Raw genomic sequence first — 14,608 nt, 5'->3', positions numbered from 1 at the left:
AGCTGGAATTGTTCCGGGTTAAAAAGCAATCAGCGATTTGATGATTTGTTCATCGCTGCCTAGAGTGTAGCCGTTGTTGCTGTTCGCTAAATCCTGGGCGAATTTAAAATCGGCAGGGAATTCGGCATAGATGCGGTATAAGACGTCGCCTTTTTTTACCGGGTCCCCCATTTTTTTTAATAAATCGACGCCTGCTTTTTTCATCATCGGCGCTCCGGCAAGCCGGGCGATGGTCGCCATTTGAAAGTTGTCGATACTGATGACTACGCCGTCGCAATCGGCAACAACCTCATGACAAAGATTGCCGGGGTGCAGATCGATTACTTTAGCCCCTTGCGCCCGGATAAGCGCATCCATTTTGGCCAAGGCCCGGCCTGAGTCGAGTATATCGCGGGCAATGGCATAGCCCTGCCCACCGCGAACATCGGGATCGAATTCAATGATCCTTCCGGCCAGCTGCAAGGATTTCTGGCGTAAATCGAACGGCGCATCGGGATCGTTTTTCAGCACCTGCATAATGTCTCTCGCTTCCAGTACCGGGCCTATGCCCCGCCCTATCGGCTGGCGGCCGTCAGTAATCATCACTTCCAGATGAATGTTGAGCCGGTCGCCGACAAATTCAAAAAGCTTCCGCAAGGCCAGCGCCTGATTCATGTGCCGCACTTTAGCCGTCGGACCGACCGGAATATCGATAAGCAAATGAGTCGAACCGGCGGCCAGTTTTTTGGACAGAATCGACGCCACCATTTGTCCCTGAGAATCGATGCCCAGCGGGCGTTCGACAGAAATCAGCATGTCATCGACCGGTGCGAGCTTGGCCGTGCCGCCCCAGGCCAGACAGCCGCGTTCCTTGCCCACGATCTCGTGCAGTTGCTCCGGCGTCAGGTTGACCTCGGCCAGCAATTCCATGGTATCGGCCGTGCCGGCCGGCGAGGTGATTGCGCGGCTGGAGGTCTTCGGTATCAACATGCCGTGCGCGGCGACAATAGGCACGACCAGCATCGAGGTGCGATTGCCTGGGATGCCGCCGATGCAATGCTTGTCGGCTACCAGCGCTTCATGCCAGTTCATCCTGTCGCCGGATTGCAGCATCGCGCGGGTCAGAAAAAACAGTTCGTCTCGGTCAAGATTGTTTTGCCCGGTCGCGACCAGGAATGCCGCCATTTCCATTTTCGAGTAGCGGGTTTCAACAATGTCGTTAGTTATATTGTTAAAATCATCCTGATCGAGGCGTTCGCCGTTGATTTTGCGGCGCACCGCATCCATCGACTTTGGCGGCTCCGCATGGTTGACGGTGACCAGACTGCCCTCGGCCACACTGAGCCGGCTGAATGCCTGCTCTGACAGGCCCAGTTCCCCCGGCTGAACGATAGAGCTGTCGTCAACCACGTTAAGAACGGCGAGCACCTTGGAGCCGTTGGTGCTGATCAAGACTTTAGACAGCGCCTGAAAACCTTCGGCCCGGTAGACGCCGCACTCGCGGTTCAGATAAGCGACGTTTTCATGATAGGTGTCAATGCCGATACGGCGAACTTGCAGGGTGTCATTACTCATGGTTTAAAATAGTCGGCGGATAAGTGGATTGATGATGCGGTTTGAACCGGATCTTGTCAATAACTGGAGGATGCGCGGAACCGAGTGAAACGCATCATTCGTAAAATTAAGGAACACCAATGAAAAAATGCACATGGGCGCTGTCCAGCCCGTCTGAACAGCAATATCACGATCTTGAATGGGGCGTTCCGGTGCATGACGACCGGCTGCTGTTCGAGTTCCTGATCCTTGAAGGCGCTCAGGCGGGATTAAGCTGGTCAACCATTTTGAACAAGCGCGACGGCTACAGATCAGCCTTCGACAATTTTGATGCTGAAAGAGTCGCGGGCTACGATGAGGAAAAAATCAACGCACTACTGGCTAACCCCGAGATAGTCAGAAACAGACTGAAGGTCAATGCGGCCGTCACCAACGCCCAGGCTTTTTTGAAGATCCGCCAGGATTTCGGCAGCTTCGATGCGTACATCTGGCAATTCGTCGATGGCAGACCGCTGCACAATGCCTGGAAAACCGCCGCCGATCTTCCGGCTTCCACGCCGACCTCAGAACTGATGAGCAAGGATCTTAAAAAACGCGGCTTCAAATTTGTCGGCAGCACCATTTGTTATGCCTTTATGCAGGCGACCGGCATGGTCAACGATCACACTATCGATTGTTACCGGCATACCGAAATTAAAACCCACTCTTCATAAGGAGCAACACGATGCGCTATCTGCATACCATGGTCCGGGTTCGTGACCTGGACGAATCCCTCGACTTTTATTGCAACAAGCTCGGTCTGGTCGAGTCCCACCGGATGGACAGCGAAGCCGGACGTTTTACGCTGGTCTATCTGCATGCGCCGCAGGATGCCGACCAAGCTGCAAAAATGCACGCGCCGTTGCTGGAACTGACTTATAACTGGGATACCGAGGATTATCAGGGCGGTCGCAACTTCGGGCATTTGGCGTTTGAAGTCGATGATATTTACCAAACCTGCAAAAAACTGATGGATGCGGGCGTGGTCATCAACCGCCCGCCGCGTGACGGACATATGGCGTTTGTACGCTCGCCGGATAAGATTTCCATCGAGCTTCTGCAAAAAGGCGCATCGCTGCCGCCTGAGGAACCGTGGCTTTCTATGGAGAATACCGGGAGTTGGTAAAAGCATATGGTTAAATGTCCTCGTGAAAATATCACTGCCGCTTCCCATAAGATGCGCCTTAGCACGTTGACTACCATTACCCCTAATCGTCTGTTAAGATTGCGCCTCACTTTGGATTCTATTTCTTAAGCATTGAAAACAGACACCTTTTGTTAACTTTTTGAGAAAAATCATGGCTTCATACGATGTATTTATAAGAGGTATCCGCCCGGAAAGCATGGACGATGCGGAACAAATTAAACAAAAAGCCTGCCAGATTTTTAAAATCAAAGAGGAACAACTTGAAAGCGCATGGGGTACAGGCTCGGGTCTGTGCATCCGCCGCAATGTTGACAGCGAAGAGGCCAAAAAAATCCAGGGAACTCTTTATAAAGCGGGCCTTATTTGCGTTTATAAACCGGGAGCTGGAGGCCCCGAGCTTTCTCTGACGCAAGGCAGGGAGGATGTTACCACCCGCATTTTTACCTGCCCGCATTGTAAGTTCAAACACACCTTGGATAAGGATGCCCCGGATCCGGTAAAATGCAGCAAGTGTTTTGTCAATATCAATGACTACCTGGATAAGCTTAAACAGCAAGAGGAAAAAGAAGCGCTGAAAAGGCGGCTATTAGCCTCCCAGACCAAGGAACAACAGGACATAGCGGAACAACTGAAAAAAGAAGCCGAACAAAGACGCAAGCAGCAAATAGAAGACGAGGTTCGGCAGGAGCTTTTCGGCGACCCAAAACAGAAGAACATGAAAAAAATGCTGCTTATCGGCGGTAGCGTGGCGGCTGTCCTTATTGCAGTGGAGGCAGGGTATTATCTTTTCGGCATTAAAAAAGAGAATCCTCAGCCAGTCGTAGTCGATGCCGGCGCCAGCAGCGTTGGAGAGGGCGGCGCCATCGTTGCAGCTGCCCCTGCCGACGGCCAGGTATCAGTGCAAAATACTCCTGACACAGCCAATAGCGATGTCGGCGTCAGTAGCGTTGGCGAAGGAGGCGCTCTCATCCCTGCTGCCGGAGCAACCGGACAGACCGACGGACAGATGTCGCTGCAAGACACCCATGATAAAGCCAATAAAGTGCTTAACGCCTTTGGTATGGATGCGGATAAACTCGCCAATAATATGAACAAAAACGCTGCGCCCGGAGCGGGAAAACCGGCCTCCGCCGCGTCAAATAGCGGTATCGCTCCAAATACCGTAACCCCTACAAACACCGGCACTGCCGCCGCCACGAATACGGCTGATAAAATCAGTCCTGTTACCGTTTCTCTGCTGTCCGACGGGGTTAACAACCAGGAGTGGGATTTATTTCTCGATCGGCGTGTAAAGAGCCTAATAAGCCGTAATTCCTTCAATGACGCCTATCTGTTAGGGCAACACGTTGTCGATACCGAAAGCTACATCAATACCGCAGCGCTAGTGTTGGATGCAGCTCAAAAAGCAGGCCAGGACAAACTGGTGACAGATATTACCGCCGCCATCGAAGCCAGGATTAATGCGCTCCCAGCCAATCAGGCCGACTATCTGGCCCAGGCCGGGTTTTATCAAGCCCGCATAAGCAAAAAGAACGACCTGCTGACGCGCGCCGATACCGTCTTGAAACAAATACCGGATGCAACTACACAATTAAAATCGGCGTTAAAGCTCGCCGTATATAACTTTAAAGCCGGTAACGTTGAAGCCTCTAACAGTTATTTCTCTCAGGCTGATAACTTACTGGCGAAACTGGAATCCCCGGATCAGCAAGTCAGCGCCCGCGCTGCCTTGGGACGGGCTTATCATGACATTAATGACGGAGCCGGCGCCGCCAAATGGCTGACAAGCACCGAAAACCTTCTCGGCAAGATAAAAACCGAAACCCTAATAGAGCTGATCGAAGCTTATGCCTATATCGATCAGCTGCAACCGACAATGCAGCAAAACATTCCAAAAGAACAACAAGGTGCGGCACTCTATCGAGTCATTCAAATATTGCTAAAAAACAACGCCATTAACCGCGCCTTAGCCGTCAACAAAGACATACAGGATGCGGCCTATAAAGCCATGTCCTTTGACTTGATTGCCGGCTACGACCCCAGCATTGCCGGTTATTCCTTGGAGTTGGCGGAAGGCCAGCTTCCCACTATGGCCTTGGCTGCCGACAAAGCCATTATTGCAAGCCGTATAGCCGGACACTACGCCAGAACGGATAATTCAACCAAAGCCTCCGAGTTAATCGCACTGGCGGAAAAAGAACTCAGCAGCCTGCCTGCATCGAGCGCCAAAGATGATGTGCTCGCCGTTATTGCCAAAAATTCCGCACAAGCTTTGCAATTTGATGTTGCCAATAAGTTTGCGGACGGCATTCAGGCGGAGGCCGTTAAAACTTCGAGTAAAAACGAGATCAATCAACTGGCGGCTCTAGGCGGCCTGCTGACTGGTAAATAGCCGACCGGGGCCGGGGCGGCGGCATTGCGCCCGTCCCCCGCCCCGATCAATTTACCTACAAAAGACTTAAATCGCCTTCTTAATCCGCTCCAACGCATTTTGCAGATTCGCCATGCTGGTGGCTATCGAAATCCTGATATGCCCCGGCGTGCCGAACGCGGAACCCGGCACCAACGCGACACCGGCTTGTTCGATCAAATATTCGGAAAAACCCAAATCGTCATCGATGTTATCCAGTCTGGCAATCAGCTTTTCCACGTTAGGGAACACGTAAAAAGTACCGTCGGTTTCAAGGCATTCAACGCCGTCGATACTGTTCAGTTCGCTGACGACATAATCGTGGCGCTTTTTAAACTCAACGCACATATCGTCGATAAAACTTTGATCCCCGGTTAACGCGGCTTCGGCGGCATGTTGCGAAATCGACGTCGGGTTGGAGGTGCTTTGCGACTGGATAGTGGTCATCGCCTCGATCAAATCCGCAGGGCCTGCGGCATAACCGATACGCCAGCCGGTCATCGAATAGGCTTTGGATACGCCGTTCATGACCACGGTGCGGTCATACAGTTCGGGATGCGCGTTTAAAATATTAACAAACGTGCCTTTCTTCCAAAGGATGTGCTCGTACATATCATCGGTTGCGATGATAATGTTCGGGAAATCTTTCAGCACGTCACCTAAGGCTTTCAGCTCTTCCAGGTTATACGCAACGCCGGACGGATTGGACGGGCTGTTGATAAAGATTAACCGGGTTTTATCGGTGATGGCGGCGCGCAACTGTTCAGGCGTTATTTTAAAGTGCTGTGCCTGGGTGGTTTCGATAATCACCGGCACGCCGTCGGCCAACAACACCATGTCAGGATAGGAAACCCAGAACGGCGCGGGAATGATGACTTCATCCCCCGCGTTAAGCAGGGCCTGGGTCAGGTTGAATGAGCTTTGTTTGCCGCCGCAGGAAACCAGGACCTGGTTAGGCTGGTAATCGAGGCCGTTATCGTTCTTGTACTTGGCGATAATGGCTTTTTTCAGGCTGGCTATGCCGTCGACTGCGGTGTATTTGGTCTGGCCGTTTTCAATAGCCTTAACCGCCGCTGCCTTGATATGATCCGGGGTGTCGAAATCCGGCTCACCGGCGCCAAGGCCGATTATGTCTTTGCCTGCGGCACGCATTTGCGCGGCTCTGGCGGTAATCGCCAAAGTAGGTGATGGTTTAACTGCCTGGACTCTGTTAGAAAGTTTGATGCTCATGTTTCCCCGTGTAAAATCAATGCCAAAGATGGAGAGGATTATACATTATGTATAATGGCTTACTAACAACAAGGTGTTAAAAATACATGTTTATTGAGAAGTTGATCGTGACTTAAGCCGTTCGTGCTGAGCTTGTCGAAGCATGAACGGCTTAAGTCAACGCGAACCGGATTTTACCATTCACCCTTCGACAAGCTCAGGGCGAACGGTAAAATCCTTAAATCATGGCAGTGATGCCGAAACATGGGAACGATAAAGCAGTTATATTCATTGAGAAATCCAAGTGAAAAAGAAGTTCAAACTCCACAGCCGTTTCCAGCCAGCCGGTGACCAGCCTACCGCGATACAAGCCCTGGTCGAGGGCTTGAATGACGGAGAAGTGCATCAGACTTTGCTCGGCGTGACCGGTTCCGGCAAAACCTTCACGATAGCCAATGTGATTAACCAAGTGCAGCGCCCGGCGATGATTATGGCGCCCAATAAAACCCTGGCCGCGCAACTCTACGGCGAGATGAAGGAGTTTTTCCCGGAAAACAGCGTCGAGTATTTCGTCTCGTATTACGACTATTACCAGCCGGAAGCGTATGTCCCGGCCTCCGACACCTTCATAGACAAAGATGCGGCGATCAACGAGCATATCGAACAAATGCGCTTGTCGGCGACCAAGGCACTAATCGAACGGGACGATACCATCGTCGTCGCCACGGTTTCGGCCATTTACGGTTTGGGCGAGCCGGAATCGTACTTCAAGATGGTGCTGCACTTGGTCAAGGGCGACATGATTAACCAGCGCGACATCCTGCGGCGGCTGGCGGAAATGCAATATACCCGCAACGACATCGACCTGCGCCGGGCGACCTACCGGGTGCGCGGCGAGGTCATCGACGTGTTCCCGGCCGAGTCGGACAGCGAAGCGTTACGGATAGAGCTGTTCGATGACGAGGTGGAACGCTTGTCGTTATTCGACCCGCTGACCGGCGAAATCATCCGGCGGCTGGCGCGCTATACGATTTACCCGAAAAGCCATTATGTCACGCCGCGCGAGCAGCTGTTGGAAGCCGTCGAAGCCATCAAGGTGGAACTCAAGGAACGCCTGGAGCAATTGCGCTCGCTGGATAAACTGGTCGAAGCGCAACGGCTGGAGCAACGGACGCTGTTCGATATTGAGATGATACTGGAAGTCGGCTATTGCTCAGGCATCGAAAACTATTCCCGCTACCTGTCCGGTCGAAGCTCGGGCGAGTCGCCGCCGACCATGTTCGATTACTTGCGCGACAATGCGCTGGTGATTATTGATGAAAGCCATGTCGCCGTGCCGCAGATCGGCGCGATGTACAAGGGCGACAGGTCGCGCAAGGAAACGCTGGTCGAATACGGCTTCAGGCTGCCGTCCGCGCTGGACAATCGCCCGCTGATGTTCGATGAGTTTGAGTTGAGAGCACCGCAGCGGATTTACGTGTCGGCAACGCCGGGCCCCTACGAACGGGAGCATTCCGGCGTTTTTGCCGAGCAGGTGGTCAGGCCGACCGGCTTGCTTGATCCGGTCGTGGAAGTGCGCCCGGCCACCACCCAAGTCGATGATTTGCTGTCGGAAATCAACAAGCGCGTTGTCGTAAAAGAACGGGTGCTGGTAACCACGCTGACCAAGCGGATGTCCGAAGACTTGACCGAATACCTGATGGAACACGGAGTTCGGGTGCGTTATTTACATTCCGACATCGATACCGTGGAACGGGTCGAGATCATCCGCGATTTGCGGCTGGGGCAGTTCGACGTGCTGGTCGGCATCAACCTGTTGCGCGAAGGGCTGGACATACCGGAAGTGTCATTGGTTGCGATACTGGACGCCGACAAGGAAGGCTTCCTGCGTTCGGTCGTGTCGCTGGTGCAAACCATCGGCCGGGCGGCGCGGAATGCCAACGGCAAAGCGATCTTGTACGGCGATAAAATCACCAAATCGATGCAGCAGGCGATCGATGAAACCGAGCGCCGCCGCGAAAAGCAGCACCAGTTCAATATCGAGCATCATATCGAGCCGAAGACCATTTTCAAGTCGGTCACCGATATTATGCAAGTATCGATACCCGGCGCAGGCATGACCCCCGCCAACAAGCTGCTGGACAAGGTAGCTGAATTTCCTGCCGACTATAAAGCGGCCATGACGCCCAAGCAGGCTAGCAAGAAACTGAAGCAACTGGAAGACGCCATGTACCAGCATGCGAAAAATCTTGAATTCGAGCAGGCGGCTAAGATCAGGGATGAGATTAAGGTTTTGCAGGAGTTGATGTTGGTGTAGTTAGCGTTAAAGCTTGGTGGAACAACGCAAAAAACCGCTCCGATATTAGTCAATCACATCGACCTTGACACACATACAGCTAGGCTGAACAATGGACGGCAGAGCCTGCATACCTGCCTTTTATAACTAACCAAAATGAGCAAAACATGCGTTTAGACGAAATAATACAACAGCATACCGAGAAATTATCGCCGCAACTACAAGCGGAAGTTTTTGATTTTGTCCTATTTTTAGAGCAAAAACAGGCCAACGCCCGATTAACAACCGATCCGCAGCAACGCAAAAAGCGACTGGAAAAAGCCTTGGATAATGCCGTTGAGCTGGGCGTTTTTACAGGTGTTGATGGCGTACAGTGGCAAAATGAGCAACGCCAAGACTGTGACATCGGATATAGCGTAGGGCTGAAAAAATGATTGTTGTTAGAGGCGGTACTGATAAGCCAATCAGCAGCCAAAGATTAGCTGATTACTTTGAAACAAGAACCGATATAGAAGGCTACCTGTATTTAGGTTACCCAATTATTGGTACGATTGAAGGCGGCTATCAAATTGATGCATTATTACTTTCCGATAGACACGGTGCTGTTATTTTTCACCTTATCGAGGGTGCTTATAACGAAGGAATAGAAATCGCTGATATACAAGATGAAAACTACACGAAATTAGAATCTAAATTAAAGCAGCATAAGGATTTAACTAAGGGGAGAAATTTAGCCGTTCAATTAAATGTTGCTACCTTTGCGTCTGCGTGGACAGGGCGCACAGATATACATTCTGAACACCCCATTTTGGTTTGTGAGAACGATTTGGCTGATTTCCTGGAATCTAAGACTTGGGAAGATAATCAGGCTTATCAAAAACTGGTTTCTGTCATCCAATCTATTACAACCATAAGAAATAGAAATAAACGTGGCTATGTTAAAAAGCTTGATTCCAAAGGCGCCAAACTAAAAAAATTAGAAGAGTCCATTGCTAATTTAGACCGCCAACAGAGTACTGCGGTTATTGAAACAGTTGATGGTGTTCAGCGTATTAGAGGACTGGCGGGATCAGGAAAGACAATTGTTTTAGCTCTTAAAGTTGCTTATTTACATTCAAAAAATCCAGATTGGCGTATAGCTGTCACTTTTAATAGCCGTTCACTTAAAAATCAATTTAAACATTTCATTACCTTATTTACCCTAGAACATAAAAACGAAGAACCAGATTGGGATAAAATTGACATTATTCACGCGTGGGGTAGCCCTTCAATACGTGGTATCTATTATGAAATCTGTCTGAAGCATAATATTGAGTATTTTGATTTCAAGACTGCCGAATTAATGGCAAAAAGTTATGGTAAGGGATTTGATGTTGCTTGCGAAAAAGCTCACAGCGAAATCAAAGCATTTCAGCAATATTACGATGTTGTTTTGGTTGATGAGGCTCAAGATTTTTCACCCTATTTTTTACGTTTATGTTACGGGATATTAAAGCAGCCAAAACGCTTGGTATATGCCTATGATGAATTGCAAAATATCAGCAATAAACAAATGCCATCACCCGAAGAATTATTTGGTTTAGATACTTCTGATAAACCATTTGTTTCTTTACAAAACACGCAAGGAAAGCCTAAGCAAGATATAGTTTTAGATGTTTGCTATCGTAATTCCAGGCCCATTTTAGCCACAGCTCATGCTTTAGGATTTGGTATTTACAGAAAAAAAGGACTCATACAGATGTTTGATCAACATCAACTCTGGCAAGATGTAGGTTATAAAGTTAAAGATGGAAAATTAGCGGATGGTGAACCAGTCACTTTAACCAGAGATGAAAAATCCAGCCCCGAATTTTTAGAAAAACACTCACCTATTGATGATTTGATTATATTTAAATCGTTTAATAATGATGCGGAACAAATTGCTTATTTAATCGCTGATATTGAAAAAAATATTAAGGAAGATGAATTAAAGTTAGACGACATCATGGTTATTCATCCTGAGCCTTACACTGCAAAACGGGCTGTAGGTGTAATAAGGGAAGCGCTATTTAAAAAAGGGATCAATTCTAATCTGGCTGGCGTAACTACAACCCCCGATGAATTTTTTAAAGATAATGCCGTTGTATTTACGCAAATATACCGCGCCAAAGGCAATGAAGCGTCTATGGTCTATATCATTAACGCCCAGGAATGTTTTGACGCTTTTAATATAGCCCAAAAGCGAAATATGTTATTTACTGCATTAACGCGAAGCAAAGCATGGGTGCGTGTATTGGGTTATGGACAGAATATGCAGGCATTGAAACAAGAATTTGAAGAAGTAAAACATAATAAGTTTGAGCTTAAATTTACTTATCCAACAGCAGAAGAGCGTAAAAAACTCAATATAGTTAATAGGGATATGACAGAACAAGAACGTAAAAAATTACAAAAAAAATCTGCATCAGCAAATGACTTACTTCAAAGTCTAATGATTGGCGAAATACACAAAGAAGATTTATCAGAAGAATTAAGAACAAGATTAAAGGAATTGCTCTAAATATGCCAGATTCTGTCATTATTCTTAGGCAAATTGAGAAAATAACTGCGAAGCTGATTGAAATAGGACTATCGGCAGAACAAAACTTTCCTTCAAGTCAATTTGGACGTATTGCTTATTCGGGTATGCAGGATGTATCTATTGCCATGAAAAATATAGCTTATGAAGAAATATACAGAAAATTGGAAGAAACCAAAAACTACAATATCAAAATGCTTGATGGTGCCTTAATTCAAATGCTTTATAGCTTTGAGGATAGCAAGCTGATTTCTCATCGGTTAGCTTTTTTTCCAGCGCCCACCTTAGAAAGTTTTCAAAATGAACCTGACCTTTATGAAAATGATGAAATTTATGCTGATATTTTAGGAAGAAATATTGTTACTTTTCCTATTCGTTTTGATTATGATCCTGACAATTTTGAAGACATAAAACATCCAAAAACTCATGCTACTTTAGGGCAATATAAAAATTGCAGGATTCCAGTTTCTGAACCACTAACACCTGAAATATTTATTACCTTTCTATTACGAAATTTTTATAACCCTGCTTTTCAAAAACATACACAGAAATTTATTATCAGCAGTCAACGTTTCACGAAAACCATCACGGATCAAGAAAAATCCTTACTTCACCTTGGCATTTATTAACAAATAGAGCTGTAGGACGGATTCGCCATGAGGCACCAGCCATAAACGGAGTATAAACCTGACCCCGCGTGGAAAAATCCAAGCGGGGGTTTTTATGTCTGATTATTTTTGAGCTGTGTTTTGATTGGCGGTTTACTGTCTCGAAACCGCCTACGAGCTACTCATCCTACATAGCGCACGCCTTAACCCTTCAAAAACCGCAACGTCTCATGCTCAACATCGACTTTGATGGTATCCCCCGCGACAAAGTTTCCGGCCAATATCTGCTGCGCCAACGGATTTTCAAGCTGTTGCTGAATCGCCCGTTTCATCGGCCTTGCGCCGTAAACCGGATCGAATCCCGCCTCGCCCAATAAATCCAGCGCTTCTTCTGAAATTTCAAAGCCGATTTCACGATCCTGCAAACGTTTACGCAAGTAGTCGATTTGGATTTTGGAAATAGCCCTAATCTGTCCGCGCCCCAAGGAATGAAACACAACCGCCTCATCGATCCGGTTGATGAATTCTGGCCGGAACTTGGTGCCGACGATGTCCATGACCGCCGTTTTCATGACCGAATACAGCGCTTCGCCGGACAGCGATTGAATCACATCCGAGCCCAGGTTAGAAGTCATCACGACGATCGTGTTCCTGAAATCGACGGTTCTGCCCTGCCCGTCGGTCAAGCGGCCGTCGTCCAGCACCTGCAACAGGATGTTAAACACATCGGGATGGGCTTTTTCAATTTCATCCATCAGGATGACTGAATACGGTTTGCGCCGGACCAGTTCGGTCAGGTAACCGCCTTCTTCATAACCGACATAACCCGGAGGCGCACCGATCAGGCGCGCCACCGAATGCTTTTCCATAAACTCGGACATGTCGATGCGCACCATCGCATCGGATGTGTCGAACATGAACTCGGCCAGCGCCTTGCACAGCTCGGTCTTGCCGACGCCGGTCGGCCCCAGGAACAGGAACGAACCGTTCGGACGGTTCGGGTCTGATAGCCCGGCTCTGGAACGGCGGATCGCGTTGCTGACCGCTTTCAGCGCCTCTTCCTGGCCGACCACCCGCTTGCTGAGCTGTTCTTCCATATGCAACAGCTTGTCGCGCTCGCCCTCCATCATTTTCGACACCGGAATGCCGGTCCATTTCGACACCACCTCGGCGATTTCCTCTTCGGTAACCTTGTTGCGCAACAGAGTCATTTTATGTTCTTCCGCCGGGGTGTCCGAATGCAGCTGCTTTTCCAACGCCGGGATAATGCCGTACTGCAACTCGGACATCTTCGCCAGATCGCCAGCTCGGCTGGCCGCTTCCAGCTCGGTTTTAGCTTGCTCCAGCTTTTCCTTGATCGATGCCGAACCCTGCAACGAGGCCTTTTCGGCTTTCCAGATTTCTTCCAGGTCGGAATATTCTTTTTCCAGATCGGCGATTTCTTCTTCGAGAATTTCCAGGCGTTTTTTGGACGCGGCGTCGGATTCTTTTTTAAGCGCGACCTGCTCGATTTTTAACTGAATCAAGCGCCGGTACAGTTTGTCCATTTCCTCGGGCTTGGAGTCGATTTCCATCCGTATGCGGCTGGCCGCCTCGTCGATCAGGTCGATGGCCTTGTCCGGCAGCTGCCGGTCCGCGATATAACGGTAGGACAGGTTTGCCGCCGCGATGATCGCCGGGTCGGTAATATCGACGCCGTGATGCACCTCGTATTTTTCCTTCAGGCCGCGCAAGATCGCGACGGTATCCTCAACGGACGGCTCGTCAACCAATACCTTTTGGAAACGGCGCTCCAAAGCCGCGTCTTTTTCGACATATTTGCGGTATTCATCGAGCGTCGTAGCGCCGACGCAATGCAATTCTCCGCGCGCCAGCGCCGGTTTCAGCATATTGCCTGCATCCATTGCGCCTTCGGCCTTGCCCGCGCCGACCATGGTGTGCAGCTCGTCGATGAACAAAATCACCTGCCCTTCCTGCTTGGCAAGATCGTTTAATACCGCTTTCAGGCGCTCCTCGAATTCGCCGCGGAACTTGGCCCCGGCAATCAATGCCGCCATATCCAAAGCCAAAACCTGCTTGCCCTTGATGCCTTCCGGCACCTCGCCATTGACGATGCGCTGCGCCAGGCCTTCGACAATCGCGGTCTTGCCGACGCCCGGTTCGCCGATCAGCACCGGGTTGTTCTTGGTGCGCCGCTGCAAAACCTGGATCGTCCGACGTATCTCGTCGTCACGCCCGATCACCGGGTCCAGCTTGCCTTGTTCCGCCCGCTCGGTCAGGTTGATCGTATATTTTTGCAAAGCCTGACGCTGCTCTTCGGCATTGGGATCGTCCACCGCCTGACCGCCGCGCATCGCGTCGATGGCTCTTTCGACCGCCTGCTTGGTGACTCCGGCTTTTTTAAGCATATCCTGAAGCAGGCTTTTTTCTTCAAAAACAGCCAATAGGAACAGCTCGCTGGAGATGAACTTATCATTGCGCTTTTGCGCCAGTTTGTCGGTCAAGTTCAGCAAGCGCGATAATTCGTTGGAAATCTGCACGTCGCCGCCGGAACCGCTGACCGTCGCCAGCCTATCCAATTCCCTAAGCAGATCGGTACGCAGCAACTGCGTGTTGATGCCCATATGGGTCAGCAGCGGCCTGATGCTGCCGCCGTGTTGATCCAGCAACGCCAGCATCACATGGATCGGCTCGATGAATTGATGGTCTTTGCCCAAGGCCATACTCTGTGCATCGGCCAATACCGATTGAAACATGCTGGTCAATTTGTCCATTCGCATAATATTTGCCTCATTAAGGAGTTTTTAAG

The 14,608-nt window shown here is 49.6% G+C and carries 10 protein-coding genes; 7 read left to right on the top strand and 3 right to left on the bottom strand.

All coding sequences use genetic code 11. From position 1 onward, the window contains the following. Nucleotides 1–18: 18 nt before the first annotated feature. Nucleotides 19–1,554 (bottom strand): thymidine phosphorylase family protein, encoded by a 1,536-nt coding sequence (locus B0F88_RS06190; RefSeq protein WP_104423077.1) that lies wholly within the window; start codon nt 1,552–1,554, stop codon nt 19–21. Between the two features lie 119 nt (nt 1,555–1,673). Here B0F88_RS06190 and B0F88_RS06185 point away from each other — a divergent pair, with 119 nt between their 5' ends. The 3 genes from B0F88_RS06185 (at nt 1,674) to B0F88_RS06175 (ending at nt 5,111) form a co-directional block, all read left to right on the top strand. Beyond that, nucleotides 1,674–2,246, top strand: coding sequence for a DNA-3-methyladenine glycosylase I (locus B0F88_RS06185; protein ID WP_104423076.1), 573 nt, complete (start codon nt 1,674–1,676; stop codon nt 2,244–2,246). Nucleotides 2,247–2,257: 11 nt separating this feature from the next. Continuing rightward, nucleotides 2,258–2,698 (top strand): VOC family protein, encoded by a 441-nt coding sequence (locus tag B0F88_RS06180; RefSeq protein WP_104423075.1) that lies wholly within the window; start codon nt 2,258–2,260, stop codon nt 2,696–2,698. Between the two features lie 172 nt (nt 2,699–2,870). Continuing rightward, nucleotides 2,871–5,111 carry a hypothetical protein gene (locus tag B0F88_RS06175; protein ID WP_104423074.1) on the top strand — a complete coding sequence of 747 codons (2,241 nt, stop codon included), beginning with the start codon at nt 2,871–2,873 and terminating at the stop codon, nt 5,109–5,111. A 66-nt stretch (nt 5,112–5,177) separates the two neighbouring features. Here B0F88_RS06175 and B0F88_RS06170 read toward each other — a convergent pair whose 3' ends face one another. Beyond that, entirely contained in the window at nt 5,178–6,359 is a 1,182-nt protein-coding gene (locus tag B0F88_RS06170; protein WP_104423073.1) for a pyridoxal phosphate-dependent aminotransferase, read from the bottom strand. 283 nt (nt 6,360–6,642) lie between these two features. Between B0F88_RS06170 and uvrB the strand changes: the two genes are divergently transcribed. From uvrB to B0F88_RS06150, 4 genes are all read left to right on the top strand, one after another. After that, nucleotides 6,643–8,655 (top strand): excinuclease ABC subunit UvrB, encoded by a 2,013-nt coding sequence (gene uvrB, locus B0F88_RS06165; RefSeq protein WP_104423072.1) that lies wholly within the window; start codon nt 6,643–6,645, stop codon nt 8,653–8,655. A 146-nt stretch (nt 8,656–8,801) separates the two neighbouring features. Further along, nucleotides 8,802–9,068 (top strand): DUF2281 domain-containing protein, encoded by a 267-nt coding sequence (locus tag B0F88_RS06160; protein WP_104423071.1) that lies wholly within the window; start codon nt 8,802–8,804, stop codon nt 9,066–9,068. Beyond that, the gene (locus tag B0F88_RS06155) at nt 9,065–11,173 is read left to right on the top strand and encodes a DEAD/DEAH box helicase (RefSeq protein WP_104423070.1); all 2,109 of its coding nucleotides are present in this window, start codon (nt 9,065–9,067) and stop codon (nt 11,171–11,173) included. The genes B0F88_RS06160 and B0F88_RS06155 overlap by 4 nt, the downstream gene beginning before the upstream one ends. Nucleotides 11,174–11,175: 2 nt before the next feature. Beyond that, complete coding sequence (locus tag B0F88_RS06150; RefSeq protein WP_104423069.1) at nt 11,176–11,820, top strand: DUF2290 domain-containing protein; 645 nt, start codon at nt 11,176–11,178, stop codon at nt 11,818–11,820. A 182-nt stretch (nt 11,821–12,002) separates the two neighbouring features. On the opposite strand, the gene clpB is transcribed toward B0F88_RS06150, so the two are convergent. Beyond that, nucleotides 12,003–14,579, bottom strand: coding sequence for an ATP-dependent chaperone ClpB (gene clpB, locus B0F88_RS06145; protein ID WP_104423068.1), 2,577 nt, complete (start codon nt 14,577–14,579; stop codon nt 12,003–12,005). Nucleotides 14,580–14,608: the final 29 nt, after the last annotated feature.

It is taken from the genome of Methylobacter tundripaludum, assembly GCF_002934365.1.
GTDB lineage: Bacteria > Pseudomonadota > Gammaproteobacteria > Methylococcales > Methylomonadaceae > Methylobacter_A > Methylobacter_A tundripaludum_A.
This window is presented reverse-complemented; position numbering and strand designations above follow the sequence as displayed.